General features: G+C 39.0%; 23 protein-coding genes, 2 pseudogenes and 1 riboswitch. Of the genes and pseudogenes, 1 reads left to right on the top strand and 24 read right to left on the bottom strand.

From position 1 onward, the window contains the following. The 20 genes and pseudogenes from O3640_RS03420 to O3640_RS03325 form a co-directional block, all read right to left on the bottom strand. Complete coding sequence (locus tag O3640_RS03420) at nucleotides 1–969, bottom strand: thiamine pyrophosphate-dependent dehydrogenase E1 component subunit alpha (protein WP_125397048.1); 969 nt, start codon at nucleotides 967–969, stop codon at nucleotides 1–3. 216 nt (nucleotides 970–1,185) lie between these two features. Then, nucleotides 1,186–2,352, bottom strand: coding sequence for an acetyl-CoA carboxylase biotin carboxylase subunit family protein (locus O3640_RS03415; RefSeq protein ID WP_061593130.1), 1,167 nt, complete (start codon nucleotides 2,350–2,352; stop codon nucleotides 1,186–1,188). 12 nt (nucleotides 2,353–2,364) lie between these two features. Beyond that, a complete protein-coding gene (locus O3640_RS03410; RefSeq protein WP_045634825.1) occupies nucleotides 2,365–3,105 on the bottom strand; it encodes an esterase family protein in 741 nt (246 codons plus the stop codon). 49 nt (nucleotides 3,106–3,154) lie between these two features. Further along, on the bottom strand, nucleotides 3,155–3,979 hold the full coding sequence (locus O3640_RS03405; RefSeq protein WP_045502979.1) for an alpha/beta hydrolase: 825 nt from the start codon (nucleotides 3,977–3,979) through the stop codon (nucleotides 3,155–3,157). A 93-nt stretch (nucleotides 3,980–4,072) separates the two neighbouring features. Continuing rightward, nucleotides 4,073–4,871 (bottom strand): annotated as a pseudogene (locus O3640_RS03400) (formate/nitrite transporter family protein). A gap of 127 nt (nucleotides 4,872–4,998) precedes the next feature. Then, entirely contained in the window at nucleotides 4,999–5,688 is a 690-nt protein-coding gene (locus tag O3640_RS03395; RefSeq protein ID WP_061600435.1) for a glucosaminidase domain-containing protein, read from the bottom strand. Between the two features lie 133 nt (nucleotides 5,689–5,821). Beyond that, complete coding sequence (gene yihA, locus O3640_RS03390; RefSeq protein ID WP_125397049.1) at nucleotides 5,822–6,415, bottom strand: ribosome biogenesis GTP-binding protein YihA/YsxC; 594 nt, start codon at nucleotides 6,413–6,415, stop codon at nucleotides 5,822–5,824. Nucleotides 6,416–6,424: 9 nt separating this feature from the next. After that, nucleotides 6,425–7,654, bottom strand: coding sequence for an ATP-dependent Clp protease ATP-binding subunit ClpX (gene clpX / locus O3640_RS03385; RefSeq protein ID WP_008808666.1), 1,230 nt, complete (start codon nucleotides 7,652–7,654; stop codon nucleotides 6,425–6,427). 208 nt (nucleotides 7,655–7,862) lie between these two features. Continuing rightward, on the bottom strand, nucleotides 7,863–8,375 hold the full coding sequence (locus tag O3640_RS03380; protein WP_045774031.1) for a dihydrofolate reductase: 513 nt from the start codon (nucleotides 8,373–8,375) through the stop codon (nucleotides 7,863–7,865). Between the two features lie 145 nt (nucleotides 8,376–8,520). Then, a complete protein-coding gene (locus tag O3640_RS03375; RefSeq protein ID WP_045774032.1) occupies nucleotides 8,521–9,021 on the bottom strand; it encodes a hypothetical protein in 501 nt (166 codons plus the stop codon). Between the two features lie 130 nt (nucleotides 9,022–9,151). Next, a complete protein-coding gene (locus tag O3640_RS03370) occupies nucleotides 9,152–9,991 on the bottom strand; it encodes a thymidylate synthase (protein WP_045774033.1) in 840 nt (279 codons plus the stop codon). 95 nt (nucleotides 9,992–10,086) lie between these two features. Beyond that, nucleotides 10,087–11,046, bottom strand: coding sequence for an ROK family glucokinase (locus O3640_RS03365; protein WP_061600439.1), 960 nt, complete (start codon nucleotides 11,044–11,046; stop codon nucleotides 10,087–10,089). Nucleotides 11,047–11,220: 174 nt separating this feature from the next. Then, the gene (locus O3640_RS03360; protein WP_045774035.1) at nucleotides 11,221–12,066 is read right to left on the bottom strand and encodes an alpha/beta hydrolase; all 846 of its coding nucleotides are present in this window, start codon (nucleotides 12,064–12,066) and stop codon (nucleotides 11,221–11,223) included. A 113-nt stretch (nucleotides 12,067–12,179) separates the two neighbouring features. After that, a complete protein-coding gene (locus O3640_RS03355) occupies nucleotides 12,180–12,782 on the bottom strand; it encodes a lysozyme family protein (RefSeq protein WP_045774036.1) in 603 nt (200 codons plus the stop codon). Continuing rightward, nucleotides 12,782–13,756, bottom strand: coding sequence for a nucleoid-associated protein (locus O3640_RS03350; protein ID WP_045774037.1), 975 nt, complete (start codon nucleotides 13,754–13,756; stop codon nucleotides 12,782–12,784). The genes O3640_RS03355 and O3640_RS03350 overlap by 1 nt, the downstream gene beginning before the upstream one ends. A gap of 1 nt (nucleotide 13,757) precedes the next feature. Then, nucleotides 13,758–15,020 carry a serine hydroxymethyltransferase gene (glyA, locus tag O3640_RS03345; protein ID WP_045774038.1) on the bottom strand — a complete coding sequence of 421 codons (1,263 nt, stop codon included), beginning with the start codon at nucleotides 15,018–15,020 and terminating at the stop codon, nucleotides 13,758–13,760. A 47-nt stretch (nucleotides 15,021–15,067) separates the two neighbouring features. Beyond that, nucleotides 15,068–15,658, bottom strand: a complete 591-nt coding sequence (locus tag O3640_RS03340) for an L-threonylcarbamoyladenylate synthase (RefSeq protein WP_045774039.1) — start codon at nucleotides 15,656–15,658, stop codon at nucleotides 15,068–15,070. Then, nucleotides 15,651–16,481 carry a peptide chain release factor N(5)-glutamine methyltransferase gene (prmC, locus tag O3640_RS03335; protein ID WP_045774040.1) on the bottom strand — a complete coding sequence of 277 codons (831 nt, stop codon included), beginning with the start codon at nucleotides 16,479–16,481 and terminating at the stop codon, nucleotides 15,651–15,653. Before prmC ends, O3640_RS03340 begins: the two co-directional genes overlap by 8 nt. Beyond that, nucleotides 16,481–17,560 (bottom strand): peptide chain release factor 1, encoded by a 1,080-nt coding sequence (gene prfA / locus O3640_RS03330; RefSeq protein WP_045774041.1) that lies wholly within the window; start codon nucleotides 17,558–17,560, stop codon nucleotides 16,481–16,483. Before prfA ends, prmC begins: the two co-directional genes overlap by 1 nt. 32 nt (nucleotides 17,561–17,592) lie before the next feature. After that, nucleotides 17,593–18,168, bottom strand: a complete 576-nt coding sequence (locus O3640_RS03325) for a thymidine kinase (protein WP_045774042.1) — start codon at nucleotides 18,166–18,168, stop codon at nucleotides 17,593–17,595. A gap of 121 nt (nucleotides 18,169–18,289) precedes the next feature. Here O3640_RS03325 and O3640_RS03320 point away from each other — a divergent pair, with 121 nt between their 5' ends. Further along, the gene (locus O3640_RS03320) at nucleotides 18,290–18,472 is read left to right on the top strand and encodes a 4-oxalocrotonate tautomerase (protein WP_001117401.1); all 183 of its coding nucleotides are present in this window, start codon (nucleotides 18,290–18,292) and stop codon (nucleotides 18,470–18,472) included. A 113-nt stretch (nucleotides 18,473–18,585) separates the two neighbouring features. Here O3640_RS03320 and O3640_RS03315 read toward each other — a convergent pair whose 3' ends face one another. The 4 genes and pseudogenes from O3640_RS03315 to O3640_RS03300 form a co-directional block, all read right to left on the bottom strand. Continuing rightward, nucleotides 18,586–19,851 carry a nucleobase:cation symporter-2 family protein gene (locus O3640_RS03315; protein ID WP_037622361.1) on the bottom strand — a complete coding sequence of 422 codons (1,266 nt, stop codon included), beginning with the start codon at nucleotides 19,849–19,851 and terminating at the stop codon, nucleotides 18,586–18,588. Nucleotide 19,852: 1 nt separating this feature from the next. Further along, complete coding sequence (locus O3640_RS03310; protein WP_045774043.1) at nucleotides 19,853–20,434, bottom strand: xanthine phosphoribosyltransferase; 582 nt, start codon at nucleotides 20,432–20,434, stop codon at nucleotides 19,853–19,855. A gap of 83 nt (nucleotides 20,435–20,517) precedes the next feature. Continuing rightward, nucleotides 20,518–20,615, bottom strand: a riboswitch (purine riboswitch). Then, the gene (gene guaC, locus O3640_RS03305) at nucleotides 20,614–21,597 is read right to left on the bottom strand and encodes a GMP reductase (protein ID WP_045774044.1); all 984 of its coding nucleotides are present in this window, start codon (nucleotides 21,595–21,597) and stop codon (nucleotides 20,614–20,616) included. (Overlaps the previous riboswitch by 2 nt.) A 185-nt stretch (nucleotides 21,598–21,782) precedes the next feature. Continuing rightward, a pseudogene (locus O3640_RS03300) lies at nucleotides 21,783–23,119 on the bottom strand (MATE family efflux transporter). Nucleotides 23,120–23,158 lie beyond the last annotated feature (39 nt).

Here is a 23,158-nt window from a genome sequence, read left to right as displayed (position 1 = left end):
TTAGTCTGCGTAAATATCTTCAAATGCTGATTCTAGTGGTGGGAATGGGCTTTCTTCTGCAGATTTAACAGAAGCTTCTACTGCTTCCTTAACTTGTGCTTGGATTTCTTCCAATTCTTCGGCACTTGCAATATTGTTTTCAATGAGGTACTTGCGAAGGTTTTCGATTGGGTCTTTTTGTTTCCACAATTCCACTTCTTCACGGGTACGATATTTACCAGGGTCAGATGATGAGTGACCAAGCCAGCGATAAGTTACACTTTCGATCAAGACTGGGCCATTGCCACCACGAACATGATCTACAGCTTTCTGAAATCCTTCATAGACATCAATGACATTGTTTCCATCTTCGATAAACATTCCAGGGATTCCATATGCAGCGCTACGGTGATGGATATGCTCTACATTAGTCATTTTCTTGATATCCGCAGAGATTCCATAACCGTTGTTAATGCAGTAGAAAATAACTGGCAGTTTCCAAATAGAAGCCATATTAACTGCTTCGTGGAAAACACCTTCGTTGGTCGCACCGTCTCCAAAGAAGCAGACTACGATTTTACCAGTATGTTTCATTTGCTGACTGAGGGCTGCACCGACTGCGATTCCCATACCACCACCTACGATACCATTGGCACCAAGATTACCAGCATCCAGGTCGGCGATATGCATAGAACCACCTTTCCCTTTACAGGTTCCAGTGTATTTCCCGAGGATTTCAGCCATCATTCCATTGAGATCTATTCCTTTTGCGATAGCTTGACCATGTCCCCGATGGTTGGATGTGATCAGATCGTCTTCATTCAACGCTAGCATAGCTCCAACGTTTGCTGCTTCTTCTCCAACAGAAAAGTGAGTCATACCCGGAACTTTTCCCTTTTTTACTAGTTGTGCAATTTTTAAGTCCATACGACGGATTTCTTCCATCTTACGAAACATCTCTAATAGGAGAGATTTGTCTAAAGTCGCCATATTATTGCCTTTCTAACCTACAATTTACTATTATATTTTAAACGATTATGAAAACCCTGTCAAAATTTATGCTTTTTGTCATTTCACAAAGAAAAACCAGTCTATCCATTGAATAGACTGGTTCTAGAAGTTTAATTAAAAATTTCACAAACTTTTTATGCTAGATTAGTTTTTAGCAATTTTAAACTGTTAAATAATAGAAAGACATAATCTAGCTTAGTCTGCTTTTTTGGCGAAATCTTCAATCATTTGCTCCATTTGATCACGACTAGGAGTGGTCAACATATAAAGATAGTCACCTTGCAGCTCTGCAAAGGCAGCTGGCATATCTTTTTTTACCTTGAAGTTATCTCTATATTTCTCCAGCAAATCTGCTTCAGCATATGCATAATTAGTTGAAGCACGACGTGAAGTAGCTAGACAGAACTGTGGTTCCATGTGTGTAGCTGGGAAAGGCTCTCCTGCTACAATAGCCGCATATCCTTTGTAAAGATCAATTGAATGAGCAAAATTATAAACATCAATTGTAAAACCACCCGCAGGACGGTTATTGTACTCAATTGCCACATAATCATCCCCATCACGGAAGAACTCAATATGGAAAAAACGCTCTTTCATACCGAAGACTTTAACAATTGCTTCTCCGTAAGCACGGAGCTTGGGATCCATATCCTTGAGGACGTAGTAGGAATTATCCATCTTATAGATCATCAAATCTAAAGGTGTATGGGCATAGTCGAAGGTAGTTGAAAAGACAATATTACCATCTTTATCTACCAAACCATCAAATGTACAAATCTCACCTGACTGAACAAACTTTTCAAAGAAATAAACTGTTTCTTGATTCCATTCTGATTTGAAATGTTCTACGTCTTCTTTCGTCTCTAATTTAAAAGTCGCTGCTGCTCCTACACCATTATCTGGTTTAGCTATCAAAGGTAAACCAAGTTTATTAACAGCTAAGTCAACTCCTGAAATGGTCTTGACAACCTGTCCAGGCACAACAGGAACACCAGCCTTTTTAAAGAGTTTTTTCATTTCAGACTTAAATTTTGTTTTCTTCAAATCTTTTGGCTTAGCTCCAAAGACATTAAATTGTTCACGAAGCTGAGCGTCCTGCTCCAACCAATATTCATTATGAGATTCAATCCGATCAATAGGCCCATGCTTATAGAAGAGAAAGGCAACAGCTCTTTTTACTTCGTCAAGATTTTCGAGATTTTCAACACGGAAATATTCTGTCAGAGCATCTTTTAAAGGTTGATCTAATTGGTCATACGGTTCCTGGCCAATTCCCAGAACAGTAATTCCTTTGTTAGCTAATTCTACAGTAAACTGTTGAAAATTTTGAGGATAATAAGGGGATATAACGATATAATTCATAAATGACCTCCATTAAAGGTTGAGTTCGTTAAGGAAATATGGCATTTGCTTACGCCACCAGACCCAGTCATGAGCCACATCATGGCCCCACTCAGCAAACCAAGCAGGAATCTGTTTATAATCAAAAGCTCTTTTCAAAGTGTAAAAAGATGGCAATCCATCCGCCTCCCAAGCTCCATGACCGGTGCAAACAATGATATCTGCTTGTCGATAACGATCAATAAACCAGCCATCATTTTGATTCCAAATATAATCTGCTGGGGAATTCTGATAAACTGCTTCATCGTTCCCATAATCACCTAAAAAATATCGTGCATCATAGACACCGCTAAGAGCAATTACTTTATTAAAAACATCGGGATGTTGAAGAAAGAAATTCATAGCATGATAACCACCCATTGAACAGCCTGTCGTCATCATAGGATCAAACCAGCCCGTTTTATGTTTAATAAAAGGAATGGCTTCTTGGATGACATAGTGTTCATAAGCACGATGCATCTCTGCTCTATCGTGCGGACTCTTCCAATCTGCTAACCAGCTTTCACTATCAACACTGCTCAAAGTAAAAAATTGTACTTTACCAGCTTCAATAAAACCAGAGCAAGCATCAATCATGCCAAAGTCTGCATATTCATTATGACTTCCACCAGAAGAGGCAAAGACGAGAACAGGAAGACCAGAATGCCCATAGCGATTAACATACATTTCTCGATTAAGATTTCCACTCCAATGACTTAAAAATTCAACATGCATAATAGACTCCTTTCTTTGATACATTGAGATCATTTCCTTTAGACTGTATTTACCACTGCTCACTTAAAAAACGAAGGCAATCAAGTAAATGTTCTGACCAAGCAATCTCGTTATGTTCGGCACCGGCCTGGATTTTTAAAACAAGATTGTCAATATCTATGCCAGCAACTAAGAGCTGACGATAGTATTTAACAGATGAATCAATATATGCTTGTTTTATATTACCAGCCATCAAGGTTTTATCCGTATCATCTGCCTCGTCGGTTCCAACATAAATAAAGACACGTTGATTCAGTTTAAGTGATTGACGCTTGATATAGCGATCAAAATCTTCTTGATGAAGCCAATTAGCGGATGAAAAAACACCGAGGCAACCAATTTGATTTTCATATTCAACACCTATAAACTGAGTAATATTACCACCTAAAGAGCTCCCAATCATAGCTGTATGTTTGAAATCAGATTTGGTTCGATAATTTTCATCAATAAAGGGCTTAACAACATCCATTACGAATTCAGCATACTCACTGCCTTTACCACCGAAAGAAACACCTGGAATATTCATTTCTTTATACTTCCACGCCGAGTATTCATTCATTCGATTGACTCCATCATTATCAATTGCGACGACAATCATTTTTTCTAAATCAGGATTGCGTTTGATAATTGGAATAATCTTCCAGGAATGACCGCTGAAAGACTCTTTACTATAAAGAACATTTTGTCCATCATGAAAATAAACAACAGGATAACTTTTTTCAAGATCCTCTGAGTAATTTTTCGGCAATAAGACTCGAACTCTACGTTTTGTCTGGCTATATGGGACAAGAAGTTCATGAGTTTTCATATCTAGGTAAAAATAAGATTTGTTCATTATCTGAAAACTTTCTATTTCCAATAAATTTTATCTATTATAACACAAAAAAAGAAAAAAAGTCAGGTTTTCCTGAACTTTTTTTAATTATATCTAATCAACGTACGTTTCTTCGTCTTTGTTCATCCAAGCATATGGAAGACCAATCAACAGACCACCACCAATTACATTACCAATAAATGTAATGCTGAAATGCCTTAAAATATTGAAAACATCAAATCCTTGGACCTGACTAGCAATCTTATTGAAAGCAATCAATGAGAAAGAGGCAAAGTTTGCAGCCAAGTGTTCGTTAGTCAAAAACACGAACATATATATAGCTGAAATGACGATCCACATTTTTGCTGTAGAACTCTTAATCAATAAGAATGATAAAATAGCAACATTTACAAAAATGTTAGCCACAATAGCTTCAAATAAAACTACACTATTACCTCGGCTAAGCTTGTTTGCAACAACTGTCCCAACGAAGCCATCCGGTGTCAATCCAGCATAAGCTACTGTTTGGTTGAAAATCCAACCAATAATTGCCGCTCCAACAAGATTAAAGAAAGTACAGTACAGTAAAATCAGCAAGGCTTTAGAAAACTTGATTTTTTTTCAAAAAAGTTCCTGCAGTCAAGTACATCATGTTTGATGTTGTTAACTCAGCGTTTAAGAAGAGGATATATACCAATCCCCAAGCAAATATGAACGGAAACAGGAGGCGTCCAGAGCCTGGTACTATCTTGTTAATAACGTCTGCAGCAATTGCTCCTGCAGCAGTACTTAATGTTAAGAAAGCCCCAGCGTACATAGAACGAACAGCATACTTTGCCTTACTACTATCAAATAAGGCCTCTTTCTTCTGACAAGCAAATGCAACTTTTGTGATAAATGACGATTCTGCCATACTAATTTCCCCTTAAAAAATATTACGACCATTATATCATAAAATGAAGAATTACGAAATCGTTTTCTTAAATTTTAAGAGAAAAAAGAATTAGGATCTTTTCCTAACTCTTTTCCTACTTTTTCGTTTAACGATTCGCCCAAGCGACGTCTTCGTCCAATATTTCTTGACTAGTATACTGCTGACGATAAATATTATAAACAAGATCGCCACTGTATGCTTGCTGATAACTGGGAGTATCATATTGAGTCAAGTTATACTTTTCAATAATATAATTTAATTTTGCATTATAACTTGAATCCGTTGCATAAACACCAGTTAAAGCCGCTGTTGCATCTTGATAGCTAGTTGTGTTACTCTTCCATGCATTGGCATAATAACCTTGGCGAAGAATTGCTACATAATCTTGTAATGATTCATAATAACTTGGGTAAGAACGGAATTCTGCATCAATATTATAAGCATTACCTTGACCATCATCTTCCCAAGTAAGCATTGTAGCAGACTGGCCACCGTAGTGTCCTTTTACACCAAAGAGGTTGTAGTGAGGCGCTGAAGCTAAGCCTGAGCGACCTGAATTACTTTCAAGAATAGCTTGGGCGATCATTACAGAAGCGTATAAATCATTCTCCTGACCCAATTGACGAGCTGATTCAGCTATCTGAGAAATAAATACTTCAGTTGGATTATAGTATTGAACTGTTTGTTCTTCGTTAGCATCAACTGACTTTGTATTGTTTGCTAGTAAAGCACTAATCATAATAGCAGACATAAATAGTGTCATCACTGCTAAAAGTGCACTCATTTTCTTCTTCATAGTCTTAACTCCTAAAAAATACTACAATAATTGTAGCATAATAAATAATGACATAAAATGCGAATTGGTTACAATTTCATGACAGTTTTACTTTTTCTTAGTAAAAAAACAGAAGTTTCCTTCTGTTTTTTTGTTATTTATTAACTTTTTCTAAGATTGCATCCCAAGATGCATCTATACCAGTTTTATCTACTGATGAAAAGAGAATAAATGTATCGGCTGGGTCAAAATTTAGTTTTTTCTTGATGGCCGATTCATGTTTGTTCCATTTTCCACGAGGAATTTTATCTGCTTTTGTTGCTACTAGAATCACTGGAATTTCATAGTACTTCAAAAATTCATACATTTGAACATCATCCGCACTTGGTTCGTGTCGTAAATCAACTAAACTGACTACAGCTCGCAGATTCACTCTGCTGGTCAGGTATTCTTCAATCATTCTTCCCCATTTAGCACGTTCAGTCTTTGAAACCTTAGCATAACCATAGCCTGGAACATCAACAAACCGAAGTTTATCATCAATATTGAAGAAGTTTAATAATTGAGTTTTCCCAGGTTTCCCAGATGTACGCGCTAAATTTTTACGATTAAGCATCGTATTAATAAAACTTGATTTACCGACGTTAGATCTACCAGCAAGAGCGATTTCTGGAATATCATCTTGAGGATAGTGAGATTTATTAGCCGCACTCAGCAAAATTTCTGCATTATGTGTGTTAATTTCCATATTCTGACCTCAAGCAGTCTCTAAAATTGGTTTATCCGTACCATCAACAGCTTCTTTAGTGATTCGGACAAGTTTCACATTTTCTTTACTTGGAACTTCAAACATAACATCCATCATGGTTTCTTCGATGATAGAACGTAGACCACGGGCCCCAGTTTTGCGCTCAATGGCCTTGTTCGCGATTTCCTGTAAAGCATCATCATCAAACTCTAGTTTAACATCATCGTAAGACAAGAGAGCCTGGTATTGTTTAACCAAAGCATTCTTAGGCTCGCGAAGAATACGAACCAAGTCGTCTACAGTCAGTTGTTCCAGAGCAGCAAAAACAGGCAAACGACCAATTAATTCAGGGATAATCCCAAATTTTTGAATATCTTCAGCAATAATAGCTTGCATGTAGGACTCGTTTTCATCGATAGCTTTGTTATTTTGACCAAAACCAATAATTTTCTCGCCCAAACGTTGTTTTACAATTTCTTCAATCCCATCAAAGGCACCACCAACGATGAAAAGAATATTTTTGGTATCAACCTGAATCATCTCTTGCTGCGGATGTTTGCGACCTCCTTGAGGCGGAACACTTGCTACAGTACCCTCAATAATTTTTAAGAGAGCCTGCTGTACTCCTTCACCTGATACATCGCGCGTGATAGAAACATTTTCACTCTTTTTAGCGATCTTATCAATCTCATCTACGTATATGATTCCGCGTTCTGCACGTTCGATATTGAAATCAGCTGCCTGCAAAAGTTTTAAAAGAATATTTTCTACATCTTCTCCGACATAACCAGCCTCTGTTAAAGCTGTCGCATCAGCAATCGCAAACGGTACATTTAAACTTCTAGCCAAGGTCTGAGCAAGAAAAGTTTTTCCAGAACCCGTTGGACCGATCATTAAGATATTTGATTTTTGCAATTCAACATCATCTTCTTCGCGACTGTCATGAAAATTAATACGCTTGTAGTGATTATATACCGCTACAGCCAGCGCTCTTTTAGCACGTTCTTGACCGATGACATAATGGTTTAGAATATGCAATAATTCTTGAGGTTTTGGAACCTCTGACAAGTCAGCTAAGACTTCTTCGGCTAATTCTTCACGGATAATTTCTTGTGCTAATTCTACACACTCATTACAAATAAAAGCGTTATTACCCGCAATAATCTTTTGAACCTCATCTTGGTTCTTCCCACAAAATGAACAATATACCATCATCTCTTCATTACGATTTGTAGGCATAATACTAGTCTCCCTTTAATATATATTCGTCAAATTAAAATAAAGTCATATAAAAAGCGTGAATACTATTCACTAAATTTGTAAAGGCATTAAGCAAAAATAAAATGGACAAACCATACCGCCTTTTTCTAAAAGTTTGTACGGAACAAACAAGGCAAATGGCGCACAAAAAGGCCGTAAAAACCCCAAAAACACTTCTTTCCACTTTTTATGAACCCTTTCTTTCTAGAACTTTCACGGTAAAATCATAGGCATTCTTGTCATCTTTAGGATGAAATTGGCTATTGACTTCTCTAAATGCTGTTAAGTCAAAATCCTTTGGAAAATAAGTATCACCCTCAAAACTAGCATGAATTTCAGTTTTAATAATTTCATCTAAGTGATGCTGAAATAAGGAAAAAATTTGACCACCGCCAATGATATAAAGATTTTTTTCCTGTTCCTGATACCATTTTAAAACAGAAGGTAAGTCATGAAAAATTAAGACAGATTCATTTTCAACAGTATAATTCGGATCCTTAGTCAGAATAAGACTTGTCCGGTTTGGTAAAACACGCTGATCCATACCATCGAAAGTCACTCTTCCCATTAATATAGCATGACCGGAAGTAATTTCTTTAAAATGCTTTAACTCTGCTGGCAAATGCCAAGGTAGGGATTGATTTTTTCCAATCAGTCCATTTTGATCTTGTGCCCAAATCGCCGCAATCTTTTTAGTCATTTCATAATCCTTTTAATTGATATTTCTATTCTATCAAAAAATATAAAAAAAGACTTGATTGGACTACCACTTCTCTTCATTTATTTCCAACTGAAAACAGATAAAAATTCGATAACCTCAATGGTTATCGAATTAAACTTCGGATTTAAGATTTATTTTTTTTAGCCTTCATGAATAGAATGTAAACTACCAAAAGAGCTAAAACTCCAAATGCAGAAATATATAATACTGTAGAATCTGATTTTTTATGTTCAACAGAAGCAGTCTCCGTCTCCGTATTATCAGTATTAGGATCTACATCACAAGCATCTCTCTTTTTTGACTTTTCCTCTGTAGCAGTCTCTTCACCACTTGTTTGATTTTGCTTATTTTTAGGTCCCTTTCCATGGCAGCGAAGAGCAAGAGAATGCCGTTTCTCTCTTAAAGTCTTCTTGTGGTTTCGAGATTCAATCTGTTTCGAACCATCAAGCACTTCAACTGAAGATTGCTCTCTCTTCTCTACTCTCCAGTGATTTAAGCGAGCTTGATCATCAGCTTTGACTTCTGCTACTTGGAAGAATAAGACAAGAATTGCAAGCAAAGCGATAGATAATACAAGACCCCAAGATTGTTTTGGTCTATGCATCTTTAAAAAACCAGCTATCATATTAGCACCTCCAAAGGTAAGCGTTTGCAACAGTTATATCTATTGTCATTATACCACTTTATATCTTTCCTGCAATTATCTGCTACGAAAGAAAAATCCCACCGAAAAACTTCGGTAGGAATTATTGAAATTAAATTGCTAAATCAAATTTGAGCTGAGGTTTAACTGGATCATAGTCTAATAACTCAAAATCTTCTGCTTTGATATCAAAGAAATTGGTCCCATCTGGCACATTTAAAACGAGTCTAGGCTGACAGTCGCTAGGTTCTCGACGCAACAGCTCCTCCGCCTGTTCAAACTGGTTGTCATAGATGTGTAAGTTATTAATAAAGTAAAAGAACTTGCCGACCTTCCAGCCAAAATGCTTGGCAATCATCATCTGCAGAGCCACATACTGCATAGCATTGATGTGATGAGCAACCAACATATCATTTGACCTCTGAGTCAGAGTCGCATCCAGATAAATGTCTCCATCCACACGACGAACGTCAAACATTGTTTGGAAAGCACACGGGAGCAAGCCGTCTGTTTCTTCAAAAGCTTCATAATCCCATAGAGAAATGATGTTGCGACGATTCCATGGATTAGCTTCTAGTTGTTGGAGAATTTTATTGATAATATCATGCTTCTTGACAACCGCTCCGTAACGCTGACCAATGGTACCCGTATCGCCAACTTCCCAGTCATTCCAATAGTGAACATTGTACTTATCGTTGAGCAATTCCAGACTATTAGACTGGTCTTGATAAATCCAGAGTACTTCCTTGATGGCAGACTTAATGGCAATAGGGCGCAGAGTCGTGATCGGGAATTCTCCTTTGCTCAAATCGTACTCAGCAAAAGAACCAGTGATGTATTTGGAGTTAGCCACATTTCCATCCTTGTATCGTGGACGGGCATTTTCAGAGAATACTCCCTCTTTTAATATTCTTCTAATATTTTCTTTAAAAATCGTATCAGCTTTTGTCATTAGATCTCCTTCAACAGTAAACAACTTTTAGTATAACAAACTTCCCATAAAAACTCTCCCACAGAGTCTGCAGGAGAATAAAATGAATTTTTAAATTATTGAAGAACCAAAGATGCTGCACCGATAACACCAGCATCATTTCCTAGAGTTGCCAAAGCTAACTTTGTTGATGTACGAACCTGAGGGAAGGTATTTTCGTCATAAACCTTTTGAATTCCCTCTAACAAGAAAGGTCCAGCAGCTGATACACCGCCACCGATAACAATCGTAGATGGATTAAGGATTGATCCAATATTCGCGCAAGCAATTCCTAGGTAACGAGAGAAGTTTCTATAAACGATAAGGGCTAACTCATCTTCTTCTTTTGCTAAATCAAAAACTGTTTTAGCTGTGACTTCTTCTCCATTATCGATGAGTTTCTTTAATTCAGCATCGCCAGCATACTCATCAGCATACCGACGAGTTAAATTGACAATACCTGTCGCAGACGCAACGGTTTCCAAACAGCCCTTCTTTCCGCAAGTACATGGAATTGGCTGATCAAAATCAACAGTAATATGCCCAAGCTCTCCTGCTGCACCGGCAACGCCATGAAGAAGTTTACCTTCAGCGATAATACCGCCACCTACACCAGTTCCTAAGGTCATAAAAACAACATCAGGCTGATTTTCTCCAGCTCCCATCCAGCGTTCCCCCAATGCTGCGACATTCGCATCATTGTCGATGAAGAATGGAATTCCAGTAGCTTTTTCAATTTTTTCTTTTACGGGTTGCAAGGTTTTCCAGTTTAGGTTATAGGCACCAATAACAGTACCTTTTTCACGGTCTACCACTCCAGGAGAACCCATTCCGATTCCCAAGAAATGATCTGCTGTTAGCTGAAGCAAGTCCAAACGATGAAGAATAGATTCAATCATATCATCAACGATATGGCTTCCTTCATCTAAAATATTTGTTTTTATAGACCATTTTTCTTGAATTTGTCCTTCTTGAGTTAAAATTGCAAATTTGATGGAGGTACCACCAAGGTCAATACCAATGATTTTTTTAGACATTGTCCTCTCCTCTGATTCTTTTATTCCACCCCATTATATCAGATTTTTTCAAAGTGGAAAAGGTTTGCATAAAGAAAATATAAAAAGAGTCCTTAAAGATTCATAATTAGTGTAAAACTCTCTGTTCTTTTATCTTATTCCTTTGGCAAAAAACTGTTTGGAGCTAAAATTCTCTCATTTTCTCCACAAAAAGTCTATTAAAAGCTGGTCTACTTCTGAGTTCTCGTGCAATCTGCTATGCTGGCCTCCTCGCCCAGATATTTTGACTTCCTTATAGGATTTAGCATGATTGATTAGCAAATATTTTAACGCTTTTGATGAAATGTTTAGGACTGATCCATCTGTATTTCCGCCAATATCACCATAGATATTCAGAACGTCTATTTGTTTGTCAGGATAAACCTCTCTTAATCCAGTAAGTTTTTGATATTGTTCATTCATTGCAGAAGGCTGTCCTGTTTGAGGATCTAAGGTCAAGTTTGATGGAAGGTTCCAATTCTCTAGACCAGCTACATGATTCGCCAAATTAACCTGCTTAATCAATTTAGGTAGATTTTCTTCACTTCCATACTCTAAAAGATAATAAAGAATGGACATATTTCCCATGGAATGCCCCACCATCTTCATTTCTTGAAATCCATAAGTTTGCTTAAGTTTTTCGACTACTGCTTTAGCATATGCTGCATCTTGTAAATAGTCAGGATTTCGGTTGTCCTCATATTGAACCATGACAATTGGATTGATTGCACCTTTGGGAATACGGCCTCTTAAAGTGACCTGACCTGTTCTGTCAACATTCGCTTGAATTATTGTTTCTGTTACACCAGCCTTTCTAGCTGATTCTGTCATATGCCTTTCCGCATTGGCGCTGGAGCCATAACCGTGAAAGAATAAGGTTGGGGTGGTAGATTGGATGAACTCATTCGATCTAAGTTTTGTATTGCTATTTTTCAGAAATAACAAGGATGAAAAAATAATAAAGATGACTAACAAAAGGAGAACGAAATATTTCTTTTTCATATGAAGCCTCCACCTTAATTTTGTACAAAATTATATCATGTATCAATGATGGTTACAAGCAAATGAATTACTGATTTATACCAATAAAAAGAAAGAAGCTTGATTGCTTCTTTCTAAAACCATTTTAAAAGTCGCATGATGTGCATATTCATCTTTACCTGACGGGAATAATAATAATTTCCTCCATTGATATAGAGCTCTGGGCCGTGGAAAATTGAAATCAAGTTATAGTAGCCATAGGTCTTGCCTGTTACATTTCCTAAGCTTGGCGCTACTACTTCTTTGGAATATTTCTTGGCCAGCTCCAGTGTATTTTCGCCACCGTTTTTAGCTACGTAGTCGATATAGGCTTGACCGAAATTATAGGCTTGTACTGCTGTCCAAACATCTACTTTTTTCTCGCTAGCCAACTCTAGATTATCGGATAGAGTCTGAACGCCTTGACGAATACTTTCTTTATTGTCTCTAATAGCATCAGTCTGACCAGTTGCGCTTTCACTGGACTGCATAACATCTGTGTCTTTTCCCTTGGTCTCTGTATAAATCATGGCCAGCACCAATTCTTCATTGGCCGCCGTGTCATGCTCGTCCAGCACCTCTCTGACTAGAGTTCGATACTTCATAACCTGCTTGACATCATGATGAACCTGATAAATCTTGTAGCCAGCAAAGAGCACGAAAAGGACTAGAATCAGTCTTCTTAAAAATTTAAACATTATTTATTTTGGATATCCTCGATGTTCTTAATCAAAATAGAATAGGTGCCATTATCGTTTTGGATAAATTCTACCGACTCTGCGTCTTGATAGATATTATTAGGAACAATGAGCTCGATTCCATTTGAAAGGGAGAGTTTTTGATTTTCAAACTTTTTCTTCTGGCGACTGCTGTCAATCTCATCAAATTTGACTGGCTCAGGAATAGCTTCCTTGACTTGGTCAATAAAACTAAGACGAGCTGTTAGATTGTTGTCAAAAAGATCATCAGCCAGTTTCTCAGGCGACAGTTCGTCATTTTCTTCCAGATTTTTGAAAATGCTGGACTTGACCTTGGACTGGAACTGGAAATCGTCTTTATTAAAACTTTCAGCAACCCTCTGAGCTGTTTTCTCTAAAGTTTTAATTGATTTCTTGGCTGAGATTGTCGGATTGACCTGCAAGAGATTGTCTGACATGTAATTGAGAAAGGCACCGTTGTACTTGATACGCTTTTCAATCAGGTGGTACTTGCGAGATCTGAGATTGATGACAACAGCCTCATCCGCACCTGTACCAAAGCCAGGCAGATTGTTCTGAGTTAGTTTGATAGGATTGTCCACCTCACCACCCAAGTGGGTCAGAGTTTCCCGCAGAGCAATCCGCAGAAAAGCAAAGTGCTCCACACCCTCTTTGTCAAACTGGACAAAAATCAGATCGTTGGTTTTCTGGTTTTCACTGACTGAAAACTCCTCCTGCCAAAGCTTAGCAACTGTCACTGATGTTTTCAGCAAGTCATCTGAAAGTTGGGATAAAAAGATGTTTTCGGGATCGAAAACACCTGTTTTAGCATCGTCAGAATAGACCCGCTCAATCTTCTTGCGCAGGTACTCTTCAATCTTAGGAGTAATGTTGAGAAACTTATCCGCCAATAGCAGTTCGGTATCAGCTGGGCTGAATTGATGAATAATCGCTTTTTTTACGTAAATATCCATCTTAGTTCAAGCCCTCATAGAGTGGAAAAGCGTCCGTCAATTCGCGAACTTCAGCACGTACCTGATTCAGTATCGCTTCGTTTTCAGCATTTTCCAGAGCTTTGATGATGAGTTCTGCAACCTTGATACTTTCTGTTACGCCAAATCCTCGAGCTGCAATAGCTGCTGTACCGATACGAATTCCGCTAGTCTTAAATGGTGACAAAGTTTCGTATGGGATGGAGTTTTTATTAAGGGTAATATTGACTTCATCCAAGAGATTTTGAGCGACTTTCCCATTTTCTACAACTTTAGTGACATCGACTAAGAAAAGGTGATTTTCAGTTCCATCAGAAATCACACGGAACTTATCATGCTGACGAAAGACTTGCGCCATAGCTTGGGCGTTATCCAAAATCTGCTGAGCATAAACCTTGAAAGCTGGATCAAGCACTTCTTTAAAAGCAACTGCTTTGGCTGCAATGACATGCTCCAATGGGCCACCTTGAATGCCTGGGAAGATAGCTGAGTTAATTTTCTTAGCCAATTCTTCGTCATTTGTCAAAATCAATCCACCGCGAGGTCCACGCAAGGTCTTGTGGGTCGTTGTGGTTGTAATATCAGCATAAGGCACAGGGCTAGGATGGAGGCCTGCAGCGACTAATCCAGCGATGTGAGCCATATCTACCATAAGCTTGGCACCTACCGCATCAGCGATTTCACGGAATTTTGAAAAATCAATGATATGAGAGTAGGCTGAAGCACCCGCCACAATCAGCTTAGGCTGAACTTCTTTGGCCTGCTGGAGAATAGCATCAAAGTCCAGCAATTCAGTTTCTGGGTCAACGCTATAGGATACAAAATTATAAGTTTGTCCAGAGAAGCTGACTGATGCACCGTGTGTCAAGTGACCACCTGCAGACAAATCCATACCCATAACTGTATCACCTGGCTCAATCAAAGCCATATAAGCTGCACAATTAGCCTGACTACCTGAGTGAGGTTGCACATTGGCAAACTTAGCACCAAAGATTTCCTTGGCTCGTTCAATCGCAAGGCTCTCAATCACATCCACTACATCTGTACCACCATAGTAACGGCGACCTGGGTAACCTTCAGCATACTTATTGGTCAAAATAGAACCTTGAGCAGCCATGACAGCTTTAGAAACGACATTTTCTGAAGCAATCAGCTCAATATTATGTTGCTGACGTTCTTCTTCTTTTGCAACTGCTTCCCAAATCTCTGGGTCAAATGCTTTGTAGTCTTCTTGGTCAAAAATCATAAGGTGTCTCCCTTCTTTTGCGAAAATAGGACCCAAGGTCCTAAAAGTTAAAATTTTATACCATTTACTTGGGCGAGGATATCCTCGCGAGTAATCGCTCCCTGGCGTAAAATACGAGCCTTTTCTCCAGATAAGTCCAAGATGGTTGAATCCTGACCTGTCAAAGCAGCATCATCTTCTACTCCCGAGACTTGCTCTTGAAAATCCATCACAATCTGCTGAAAAGAAGTTCCACTAACTTTTCCAGAAAGATTGGCGGATGGACCAATCAAGGGACCGTACTTGCGAATCAAGTCCAGTGTAACCGAATGCTTAGGAATCCGAAAGCCAACAGTATCCATACCTGAGTTTATCCAAGTCGGCACTTGGTCATTGGCTTGGAGAATAATAGTCAGCGGCCCAGGCAGAAAGGCTTGGTAGAGTTGATTTAGGTAAGTGGGCTGATTCTTAGAAAAGGCATAAATCTCTTCTAAGCTAGCCACATTAAGATTAAGAGCCTTGTCGCGAGGTCTTCGCTTTAACTCATAGATTCGCTCAACCGCCTCTTCATTCAATGCCTGTGCAAAGAGGCCATAAACAGTTTCTGTTGGCAGGACAACTGCTCCGCCTGCTGCCAGAGTCTTTTCTATTTTATCCATTGTCCATCGCCACCATTCTATCTTTGCCAAATTGATCTTTCAGAACTCGGATTCGTTTTTGCGGGAAGAATTGTTTCAATAAATCCACGACACCGTCTCCTTGCTTGTAGCCAATCTCCAGATAGATTTTTCCTTTTTCTGTCAGATAGTCCCCTGCTTGCTCAGCTATTTTTCGGTAGATTGCATAGCCATTCTCTCCAGCAAAGAGAGCCATATGAGGTTCTGAGGCTAAGACGTTAAGTCCGACTTCGTCCTTATCCGCTTCTGAAATATAGGGCGGGTTGGAGACGATGATGTCAAATTTCCCTTGAATTGCATCCAAGCAGTCAGATTGGACAAAAGTGAGGCTGAGTCCACATGACTGAGCATTTTCTGCTGCCAAGGAAAGAGCATCTCTTGACAGATCAGAAGCAGTAATCTGCCAGTCTGGACGGCTATTTGCTAGTGCAAGAGCAATGGCTCCGCTACCTGTTCCGATATCCAAGACAAACAGAGATGTTTCAGGATTTTCTGACAAAATCAACTCCACCAGCTCTTCCGTCTCAGGCCTTGGAATCAACACTCGTTCATCAACTTTGAGATTCAGACCGTGAAAATCACTGCTACCAATGATATACTGGGCTGGCTTGTGAGCAAGCAGCTGATCTTGAATTGCTTTTAGCTGTTCACGGTCTTCTTGACTTACTTCTGCGCGAAGTTTAAGAACAAAATCGGTAAAGGAAAGCTGATTGAGCGCCCGATAAACGAAAGACAGGCTTTCTGCTTCTTCTCCCGCTGCTACTAGCTCCTGCTCTAGCTCAGCCAAATATTGAGCCAATGTCATTACTTATTCAACTCTTCTAGTTTTTGCGTTTGGTCATAGAGAACCAGAGCATCAACGACTTCATCCAGTTTGCCAGCTAAAATCGTGTCCAGCTTCTGTAGAGTCAAACCGATACGGTGATCTGTCACCCGGTTTTGCGGGAAATTATAGGTGCGAATCCGCTCTGAGCGATCACCAGTACCAATTGTGGACTTGCGCTCTGCATCCTGCTCATCTTGAGCAATTTGAGCAAAGTGGTCTGCTACACGAGCTCGGATGATTTTCATAGCCTTATCCCGGTTCTTCTGCTGGGTACGCTCTTCTTGCATTTCAACCTTGATATTAGTTGGTAAATGGACGATACGAACCGCAGTCGCAACCTTATTGACGTTCTGTCCACCAGCACCTGAGGCATGGTAGATGTCAACACGAAGATCTTTAGGATCAATATCATATTCTACTTCTTCAATTTCTGGCATAACCAAGACAGTTGCCGTAGAAGTATGAACGCGACCTTGGCTTTCGGTCACTGGAACCCGCTGTACTCGATGAGCTCCCGATTCATATTTAAGCTTTGAGTAGACCGACTGACCTGAGACCATAGCGACTACTTCCTTGATTCCACCTACACCATTATAAGAGGCCTCCATGACTTCGAAGCGCCAGCCTTGGCTTTCAGCGTATTTTTGATACATCTGCAAGAGGTCGCCAGCAAATAACTGCGCTTCGTCTCCTCCCGCTGCACCACGAATTTCAAGGATAATATTTTTATCATCATTTGGATCTTTGGGTAAAAGAAGAATTTTTAGTTTTTCTTCGTATTCTTCTTTTTCAGCCTTGGCATCTTTTAGCTCTTGCTTGGCCATTTCTTCCAAGTCAGCATCACCACCAGATTCCTTGATCATTTCTTCAGCATCGACAATGTTTTGGAGGACTTGTTTGTATTCGCGGTAAGCTGTCACCGTGTCACGAGTAGAAGCTTCTTCTTTCGAAAGCTCCATAAAACGCTTAGTATCAGATACCACATCAGGGTCACTGAGCAATTCTCCTAATTCTTCATAACGGTCTTCTACAGCTTGTAGTTGATCATAGATGTTCATAGATTTTTCATCATCTCCTTTATTTCTATCATTCAATTATTAATGTCTGGCTTAAAATAATGCTTGCGACAGACTGGGATATAAGTTTCATTACCACCGATTTGAATCTGTTCCCCGTCATATACTGGTTTTCCATGATCTGTTCGCAAAACCATAGTTGCTTTTCGTGAACAGTATTGGCAGATAGTCTTGATTTCCTCTATCTTATCAGCCAAGAGCAAGAGGTGTTTAGAACCTTCAAAGAGTTCATTGCGAAAATCATTTTTCAGGCCAAAGGCCATAACAGGAACATCTAGCTCATCCACCACCCTAGCCAAATCATAGACATGGTGGCGTTTTAAAAATTGAGCCTCATCGATTAAAATACAGTAAGGTTTTTCTGGTAATTTTTTTATATAGCCCAAAATATCTGTATCGTCTTCAATTGCCATCGCCTGGCGTTTCATACCAATTCGGCTTGATACATACCCAACACCGTCTCGAGTGTCAATCGCGCTGGTCATAATCACAACACCCTTGCCCTGTTCTTCATAGTTATGAGCAACTTTTAAGATCTCAATAGTCTTTCCTGAGTTCATTGTGCCGTATTTATAATATAATTGAGCCATAATCTCTAACTTTTTCTTCTACCATTCTATAAGTTAATCCATTTAATTGTACCATAATTGGACAAGCATTAAAACCTAAATTGTGATAAAATAATGTTAAGAAAATAAAGGAGGCAATCTAATGCCATTTGTTAGAATTGATTTATTTGAAGGCCGTACGCTCGAACAAAAGAAAGCTCTTGCTAAGGAAGTGACCGAGGCTGTTGTCAGAAATACTGGTGCTCCTCAATCTGCAGTCCATGTCATCATCAACGATATGCCAGAAGGAACATACTTCCCACAAGGTGAAATGCGTACAAAATAATCTATAACCGCTACTCAAGCGGTTTTTTTATTTGAAAAAGGCCGTAAATGTACTGACCCCAAAAGTTAGATATTAGAAATCTAACCTTTGGGGAGCAGTTCAAAAACAGCCTCTTATTTATTTTTTCGGTTTAAAACAGCGTTTAAAATAATTGCTATAAGACTGGCCATGACAATGCCATTTGAAAAGAACATCTGTAAACTAGAAGGCAGACTGTTAAAAAGGCTGCTTCCGTTTAAACCAACCCCAGCCGAAATAGAAACTGCTGCGATTAAAAAATTGTGTTCGTTGTGTTCGAAATCAACACGAGCCAAGATTTGCATCCCTTGAATTGAAACAAAGCCAAACATGACTAGCATCGCCCCACCCAAAACAGGATTAGGAATAATTTGAGCTAGAGCACCGAATTTTGGCACAAGCCCCAAAAGAACTAGGAATCCTGCTGCATAGTAGATTGGCAGACGAGTCTTAATTCCAGACAACTTAACCAAACCAACATTTTGAGAAAAACCTGTATAAGGGAAGGTATTGAAGATACCTCCAAGCAAGACTGCCAAACCCTCAGCCCTGTAACCATTACGTAGACGTTTGCTATCAATCGGATCTTTGGTAAGATCAGACAAGGCCAAATAGACTCCTGTTGACTCTACCATAGAAACTGTAGCAATAATACACATCATGGCAATCGAAGAAAATTCAAACTTGGGAGCACCAAAGTAGAAAGGTGTAGGAATATGAACAATTGGAGCCTGAGAAACAGGAGTAAGATCTACTAGCCCCATACAACCTGCAATAAAAGTCCCAATAACCAGACCAATCAAGATAGAAATAGATTTGACAAAGCCTTTAGTAAAGATATTAATTAGTAAAATAATGAGCACAGTAACAGCTGCTAAGATTAAACTTTGAGCAGTTGGTTTCTCAACATTATTTCCCATATTACCAATCGCAACTGGAATGAGAGTCAATCCAATAGTTGTAATGACAGACCCTGTCACAACTGACGGGAAAAGATCAGCAACCTTAGAGAAAACACCTGAAATCAAAACGACATAGATACCTGACACAATGAGGGCACCAAACATGGCACCACTTCCGTGACTTTGTCCAATCATAATTAAAGGCGCAACAGACTGGAAGGCTACTCCCAAAACGACAGGCAAGCCAATACCAAAGTATTTATTTAACTGTAATTGGAGGAAGGTTGCCACCCCACACATAAAGATATCTGTCGAAATTAAATAAGTCAGTTGTTCAGCAGAATATCCTAGAGCTCCAGCAATCATGATTGGAACCAAAATCGATCCCGAATACATAGCCAATAAGTGCTGCAAGCCAAGAACGGCTGCTTGCGAATGTTTTTCTTCTTTGTATTCCATCTTATGCGTCTGCCTTTCCAAATACAACTTTTCCATTTTCAAACTTTTCAATCCGAGCTAGAGAAACTACTCTTTGCCCATCATCTTCCAATAATTTTCTTCCAGATTGAAAAGACTTTTCGATGACAATTCCAATAGCTTCAACACTCGCTCCTGCTTGGCGAATGATTTCAACCAAACCTTTAGCCGCCTGTCCATTGGCTAAAAAATCATCAATCACTAATACCTTATCCGAAGGACTCAAGAATTTTCCGGCAATCGAAACCGTCGAAGTCACTTGCTTTGTGAATGAGTATACTTCAGCTGTTAAAATCCCCTCAGTCATAGTAATATTTTTAGCCTTTTTAGCAAAAATCATTGGAACACCTAGCGCCTCAGCAGTATAAACAGCTGGGGCGATTCCAGATGCTTCAATCGTCACGACCTTTGTAATTCCTGACTCACGGAACGTATCAGCAAATACCCGACCTATTTCTTTCATTAAAGTAAAATCAACCTGATGAGTCAAGAAAGAATCTACTTTAAGAATATTCTCTCCTAAAACATTTCCGTCACGGAGGATTCGTTCTTCTAATTTTTTCATCATATCTCCTTTTGAAAACTAAATAAGGACCTGCACAAAGCAAGTCCTCATACAACGACAGTAACCTGTCACAAAAGTAACAGGAAATTGTAAGACTCACTTATTGTTAGATGTTTGGCATCTTGTAGAGACCTTGCCCCAATCATTAGCAAGATAAATAAGTTTTTCTTTATTATACCTTAATGTGCATCGCCATTCCAGATAGAATTTTTAACGATAACATAGTCCACTCTAGTCAAACTGTGCAAATCACGACCACCTGCATAAGAAATCGAGCTTTGCAAGTCCTGCTCCATCTCAATCAAAGTATCCTGCAAATGGCCTTTGGCAGGCAGTAGAATCTTTTTGCCTTCAACATTTTTATAGGTACCCTTTTGGTACTCTGAAGCAGAACCATAATATTCTTTAAATTTATCACCATCGACTTCAATAGTCTCGCCCGGACTTTCAATATGACCTGCAAAGAGTGATCCGATCATAACCATACTAGCCCCAAAGCGAATAGACTTGGCAATATCTCCATGTGTCCGAATCCCACCATCAGCAATAATCGGCTTACGGGCAACCTTAGAACACCATCTCAAAGCTGATAATTGCCAACCACCTGTGCCAAAACCAGTCTTTACTTTGGTAATACAAACCTTACCTGGTCCAATCCCTACTTTTGTCGCGTCTGCTCCAGCGTTTTCCAGTTCACGAACCGCTTCGGGTGTACCAACATTACCAGCAATGACAAAAGTCTCAGGCAGTTCTTTTTTGATATGTTGGATCATCTTAATAACACTGTCAGAATGGCCATGAGCAATATCAATGGTGATATATTCAGGTGCATCTCCTTTCAGGCTACTGACAAAATCATATTCATAATCTTTAACACCAACCGAAATAGAAGCAATCAAGCCTTTTTCATGCATTCGTTTAACAAATGGCTTGCGCCCTTCTTCATCAAAACGATGCATAATATAAAAATACCCACCTCGAGCAAGCTCTTCCGCAACCGACTCATCAATAATCGTTTGCATATTAGACGGTACAACTGGCAAGCGGAAGGTGTGATTACCAAACTTCACTCGTGTATCTGCCTCAGATCGACTTTTAACCACACATTTTGCTGGGATGAGTTGGATATCTTCATAATCAAAAACTTGAAAATCATTTAGCATAGAGCTTTCCTCGCAATAATCTTTATTTAGACCTACCTATGCACTTTCGCATCGCTACGTCTTTCTTGACGTTTCCTAATGAAGTTTACCACAAAAATAAGATTTAGCAAAATTCTAAAGCTATTTAGCGAGTAATTGTTCGGATATCACGAACTTATATCAAACAAGAAAACTATTACATTTTATTAGGATTTCTTTTCGACTTGCTTCAAACGAATTTGATAAAGGATACCAGTGACAATCAAGCTGGCAATTAAGCCAATCCAGTAGCCATATGGACCAAATTTACAAATATTATCTAAAAATAATCCAAGCGGAAGAGCTACTCCCCAATAGCCAATAAGCCCAAGATAAAATGGTACAGTCGTATCCTTGTAGCCTCGAAGAATACCTTGTAGGGGAGCTGCAAAAGTATCTGCCAGTTGAAAGAATAGACTATAAGTTAAGAAGATGGAAGTCAGGGCAATAAACTCTGAGTTTGTACCATAAAGAGAGGCAACCTGATTTCGAAGTAAAAAGAGAAATACAAGCGTAAATCCTGAAATAAGCAAAGCCGTAACCCTTCCTAAGCGACAGTATTTTTTTACATCATCATAGCGTTTGGCACCTATTTCATAAGAAACTACAATCGCCATTGCCGAAGAGATCCCAGCGGGGAAGGCATACATAAGATTTGAAAAGTTCATGGCCGATTGATGGCTAGCAATCACCATTGATGGAAACTTGGCCATGATAAGCCCTACAACGGAAAAAATAACGACTTCAGCAAAAACAATTCCGCCAATTGGTAAACCAAGACGTAATCCCTCCTTAATTCCCTCAGCTACCACTTTTTGTCTTTTCCAAAGCTTATAAGATTTAACCTTTGGATGTCTGATTAAGATCAAGACAGAGATGAATAAGAGAACCCAGTAAGCTACAGAAGTTCCAAGACCAGCTCCTGCACCTCCCATTTCTGGAAAACCGAATGCACCATAGATTAAGGCGTAATTAAAACCAGCATTTAAAGGCAAAAGTAAAAGCATCAAATACATGGAGAGGCGAGTTAAACCAAGTGCATCTAAAAGTGAGCGTACGACACTAAAGAGTAAAAGCGGAATGATGCCTAGAGATAAATACATAAGATAATGCTTAGCCACTACTGCTACTTGATTTTCCAAAGACAAGCTGTCTAAAATTAGAGGAGCTCCAAAAAATACCAATATAAAAAGGACAATTGATAAGCCAAGCGACAGATAGATGAATTGATAAAAATCTGAGGCAATCTTTTTCTCATCGCCTTTTCCCAAATGATGCCCAACAATCGGCACCAAAGCCGATACAATCCCAGTTAAAAAAAGAAAAAAGGACTCCACAGACTTGTAGCCATAGACACACCAGCAAGATGGAGAGTATCATACTGTCCAGTCATGGTTGTATCTACGAATGACGCAGAATAATTTGCCAGCTGATAAATCAAGACGGGAATAAAAATCGAAAGAAATAACTTCAAGCGCTGGCTAAAATGATAGGTCTGATGCATAAAAATCTCCTCTAACCTTCTTTTCTCTAACTATACTAT

The organism is Streptococcus sp. 27098_8_75 (assembly GCF_041432475.1).
Lineage (GTDB): Bacteria > Bacillota > Bacilli > Lactobacillales > Streptococcaceae > Streptococcus > Streptococcus gordonii.
This window is presented reverse-complemented; position numbering and strand designations above follow the sequence as displayed.

Excerpts from the sequence above, each read along its gene's own strand:
- O3640_RS03420 (WP_125397048.1), bottom strand. The coding sequence starts at position 969 with ATGGCGACTTTAGACAAATCTCTCCTATTAGAGATGTTTCGTAAGATG.
- O3640_RS03415 (WP_061593130.1), bottom strand. The coding sequence starts at position 2,352 with ATGAATTATATCGTTATATCCCCTTATTATCCTCAAAATTTTCAACAG.
- O3640_RS03410 (WP_045634825.1), bottom strand. The coding sequence starts at position 3,105 with ATGCATGTTGAATTTTTAAGTCATTGGAGTGGAAATCTTAATCGAGAA.
- O3640_RS03405 (WP_045502979.1), bottom strand. The coding sequence starts at position 3,979 with ATGAACAAATCTTATTTTTACCTAGATATGAAAACTCATGAACTTCTT.
- O3640_RS03395 (WP_061600435.1), bottom strand. The coding sequence starts at position 5,688 with ATGAAGAAGAAAATGAGTGCACTTTTAGCAGTGATGACACTATTTATG.
- yihA (WP_125397049.1), bottom strand. The coding sequence starts at position 6,415 with ATGGAAATTAACACACATAATGCAGAAATTTTGCTGAGTGCGGCTAAT.
- clpX (WP_008808666.1), bottom strand. The coding sequence starts at position 7,654 with ATGCCTACAAATCGTAATGAAGAGATGATGGTATATTGTTCATTTTGT.
- O3640_RS03380 (WP_045774031.1), bottom strand. The coding sequence starts at position 8,375 with ATGACTAAAAAGATTGCGGCGATTTGGGCACAAGATCAAAATGGACTG.
- O3640_RS03375 (WP_045774032.1), bottom strand. The coding sequence starts at position 9,021 with ATGATAGCTGGTTTTTTAAAGATGCATAGACCAAAACAATCTTGGGGT.
- O3640_RS03370 (WP_045774033.1), bottom strand. The coding sequence starts at position 9,991 with ATGACAAAAGCTGATACGATTTTTAAAGAAAATATTAGAAGAATATTA.
- O3640_RS03365 (WP_061600439.1), bottom strand. The coding sequence starts at position 11,046 with ATGTCTAAAAAAATCATTGGTATTGACCTTGGTGGTACCTCCATCAAA.
- O3640_RS03360 (WP_045774035.1), bottom strand. The coding sequence starts at position 12,066 with ATGAAAAAGAAATATTTCGTTCTCCTTTTGTTAGTCATCTTTATTATT.
- O3640_RS03355 (WP_045774036.1), bottom strand. The coding sequence starts at position 12,782 with ATGTTTAAATTTTTAAGAAGACTGATTCTAGTCCTTTTCGTGCTCTTT.
- O3640_RS03350 (WP_045774037.1), bottom strand. The coding sequence starts at position 13,756 with ATGGATATTTACGTAAAAAAAGCGATTATTCATCAATTCAGCCCAGCT.
- glyA (WP_045774038.1), bottom strand. The coding sequence starts at position 15,020 with ATGATTTTTGACCAAGAAGACTACAAAGCATTTGACCCAGAGATTTGG.
- O3640_RS03340 (WP_045774039.1), bottom strand. The coding sequence starts at position 15,658 with ATGGATAAAATAGAAAAGACTCTGGCAGCAGGCGGAGCAGTTGTCCTG.
- prmC (WP_045774040.1), bottom strand. The coding sequence starts at position 16,481 with ATGACATTGGCTCAATATTTGGCTGAGCTAGAGCAGGAGCTAGTAGCA.
- prfA (WP_045774041.1), bottom strand. The coding sequence starts at position 17,560 with ATGAACATCTATGATCAACTACAAGCTGTAGAAGACCGTTATGAAGAA.
- O3640_RS03325 (WP_045774042.1), bottom strand. The coding sequence starts at position 18,168 with ATGGCTCAATTATATTATAAATACGGCACAATGAACTCAGGAAAGACT.
- O3640_RS03320 (WP_001117401.1), top strand. The coding sequence starts at position 18,290 with ATGCCATTTGTTAGAATTGATTTATTTGAAGGCCGTACGCTCGAACAA.
- O3640_RS03315 (WP_037622361.1), bottom strand. The coding sequence starts at position 19,851 with ATGGAATACAAAGAAGAAAAACATTCGCAAGCAGCCGTTCTTGGCTTG.
- O3640_RS03310 (WP_045774043.1), bottom strand. The coding sequence starts at position 20,434 with ATGAAAAAATTAGAAGAACGAATCCTCCGTGACGGAAATGTTTTAGGA.
- guaC (WP_045774044.1), bottom strand. The coding sequence starts at position 21,597 with ATGCTAAATGATTTTCAAGTTTTTGATTATGAAGATATCCAACTCATC.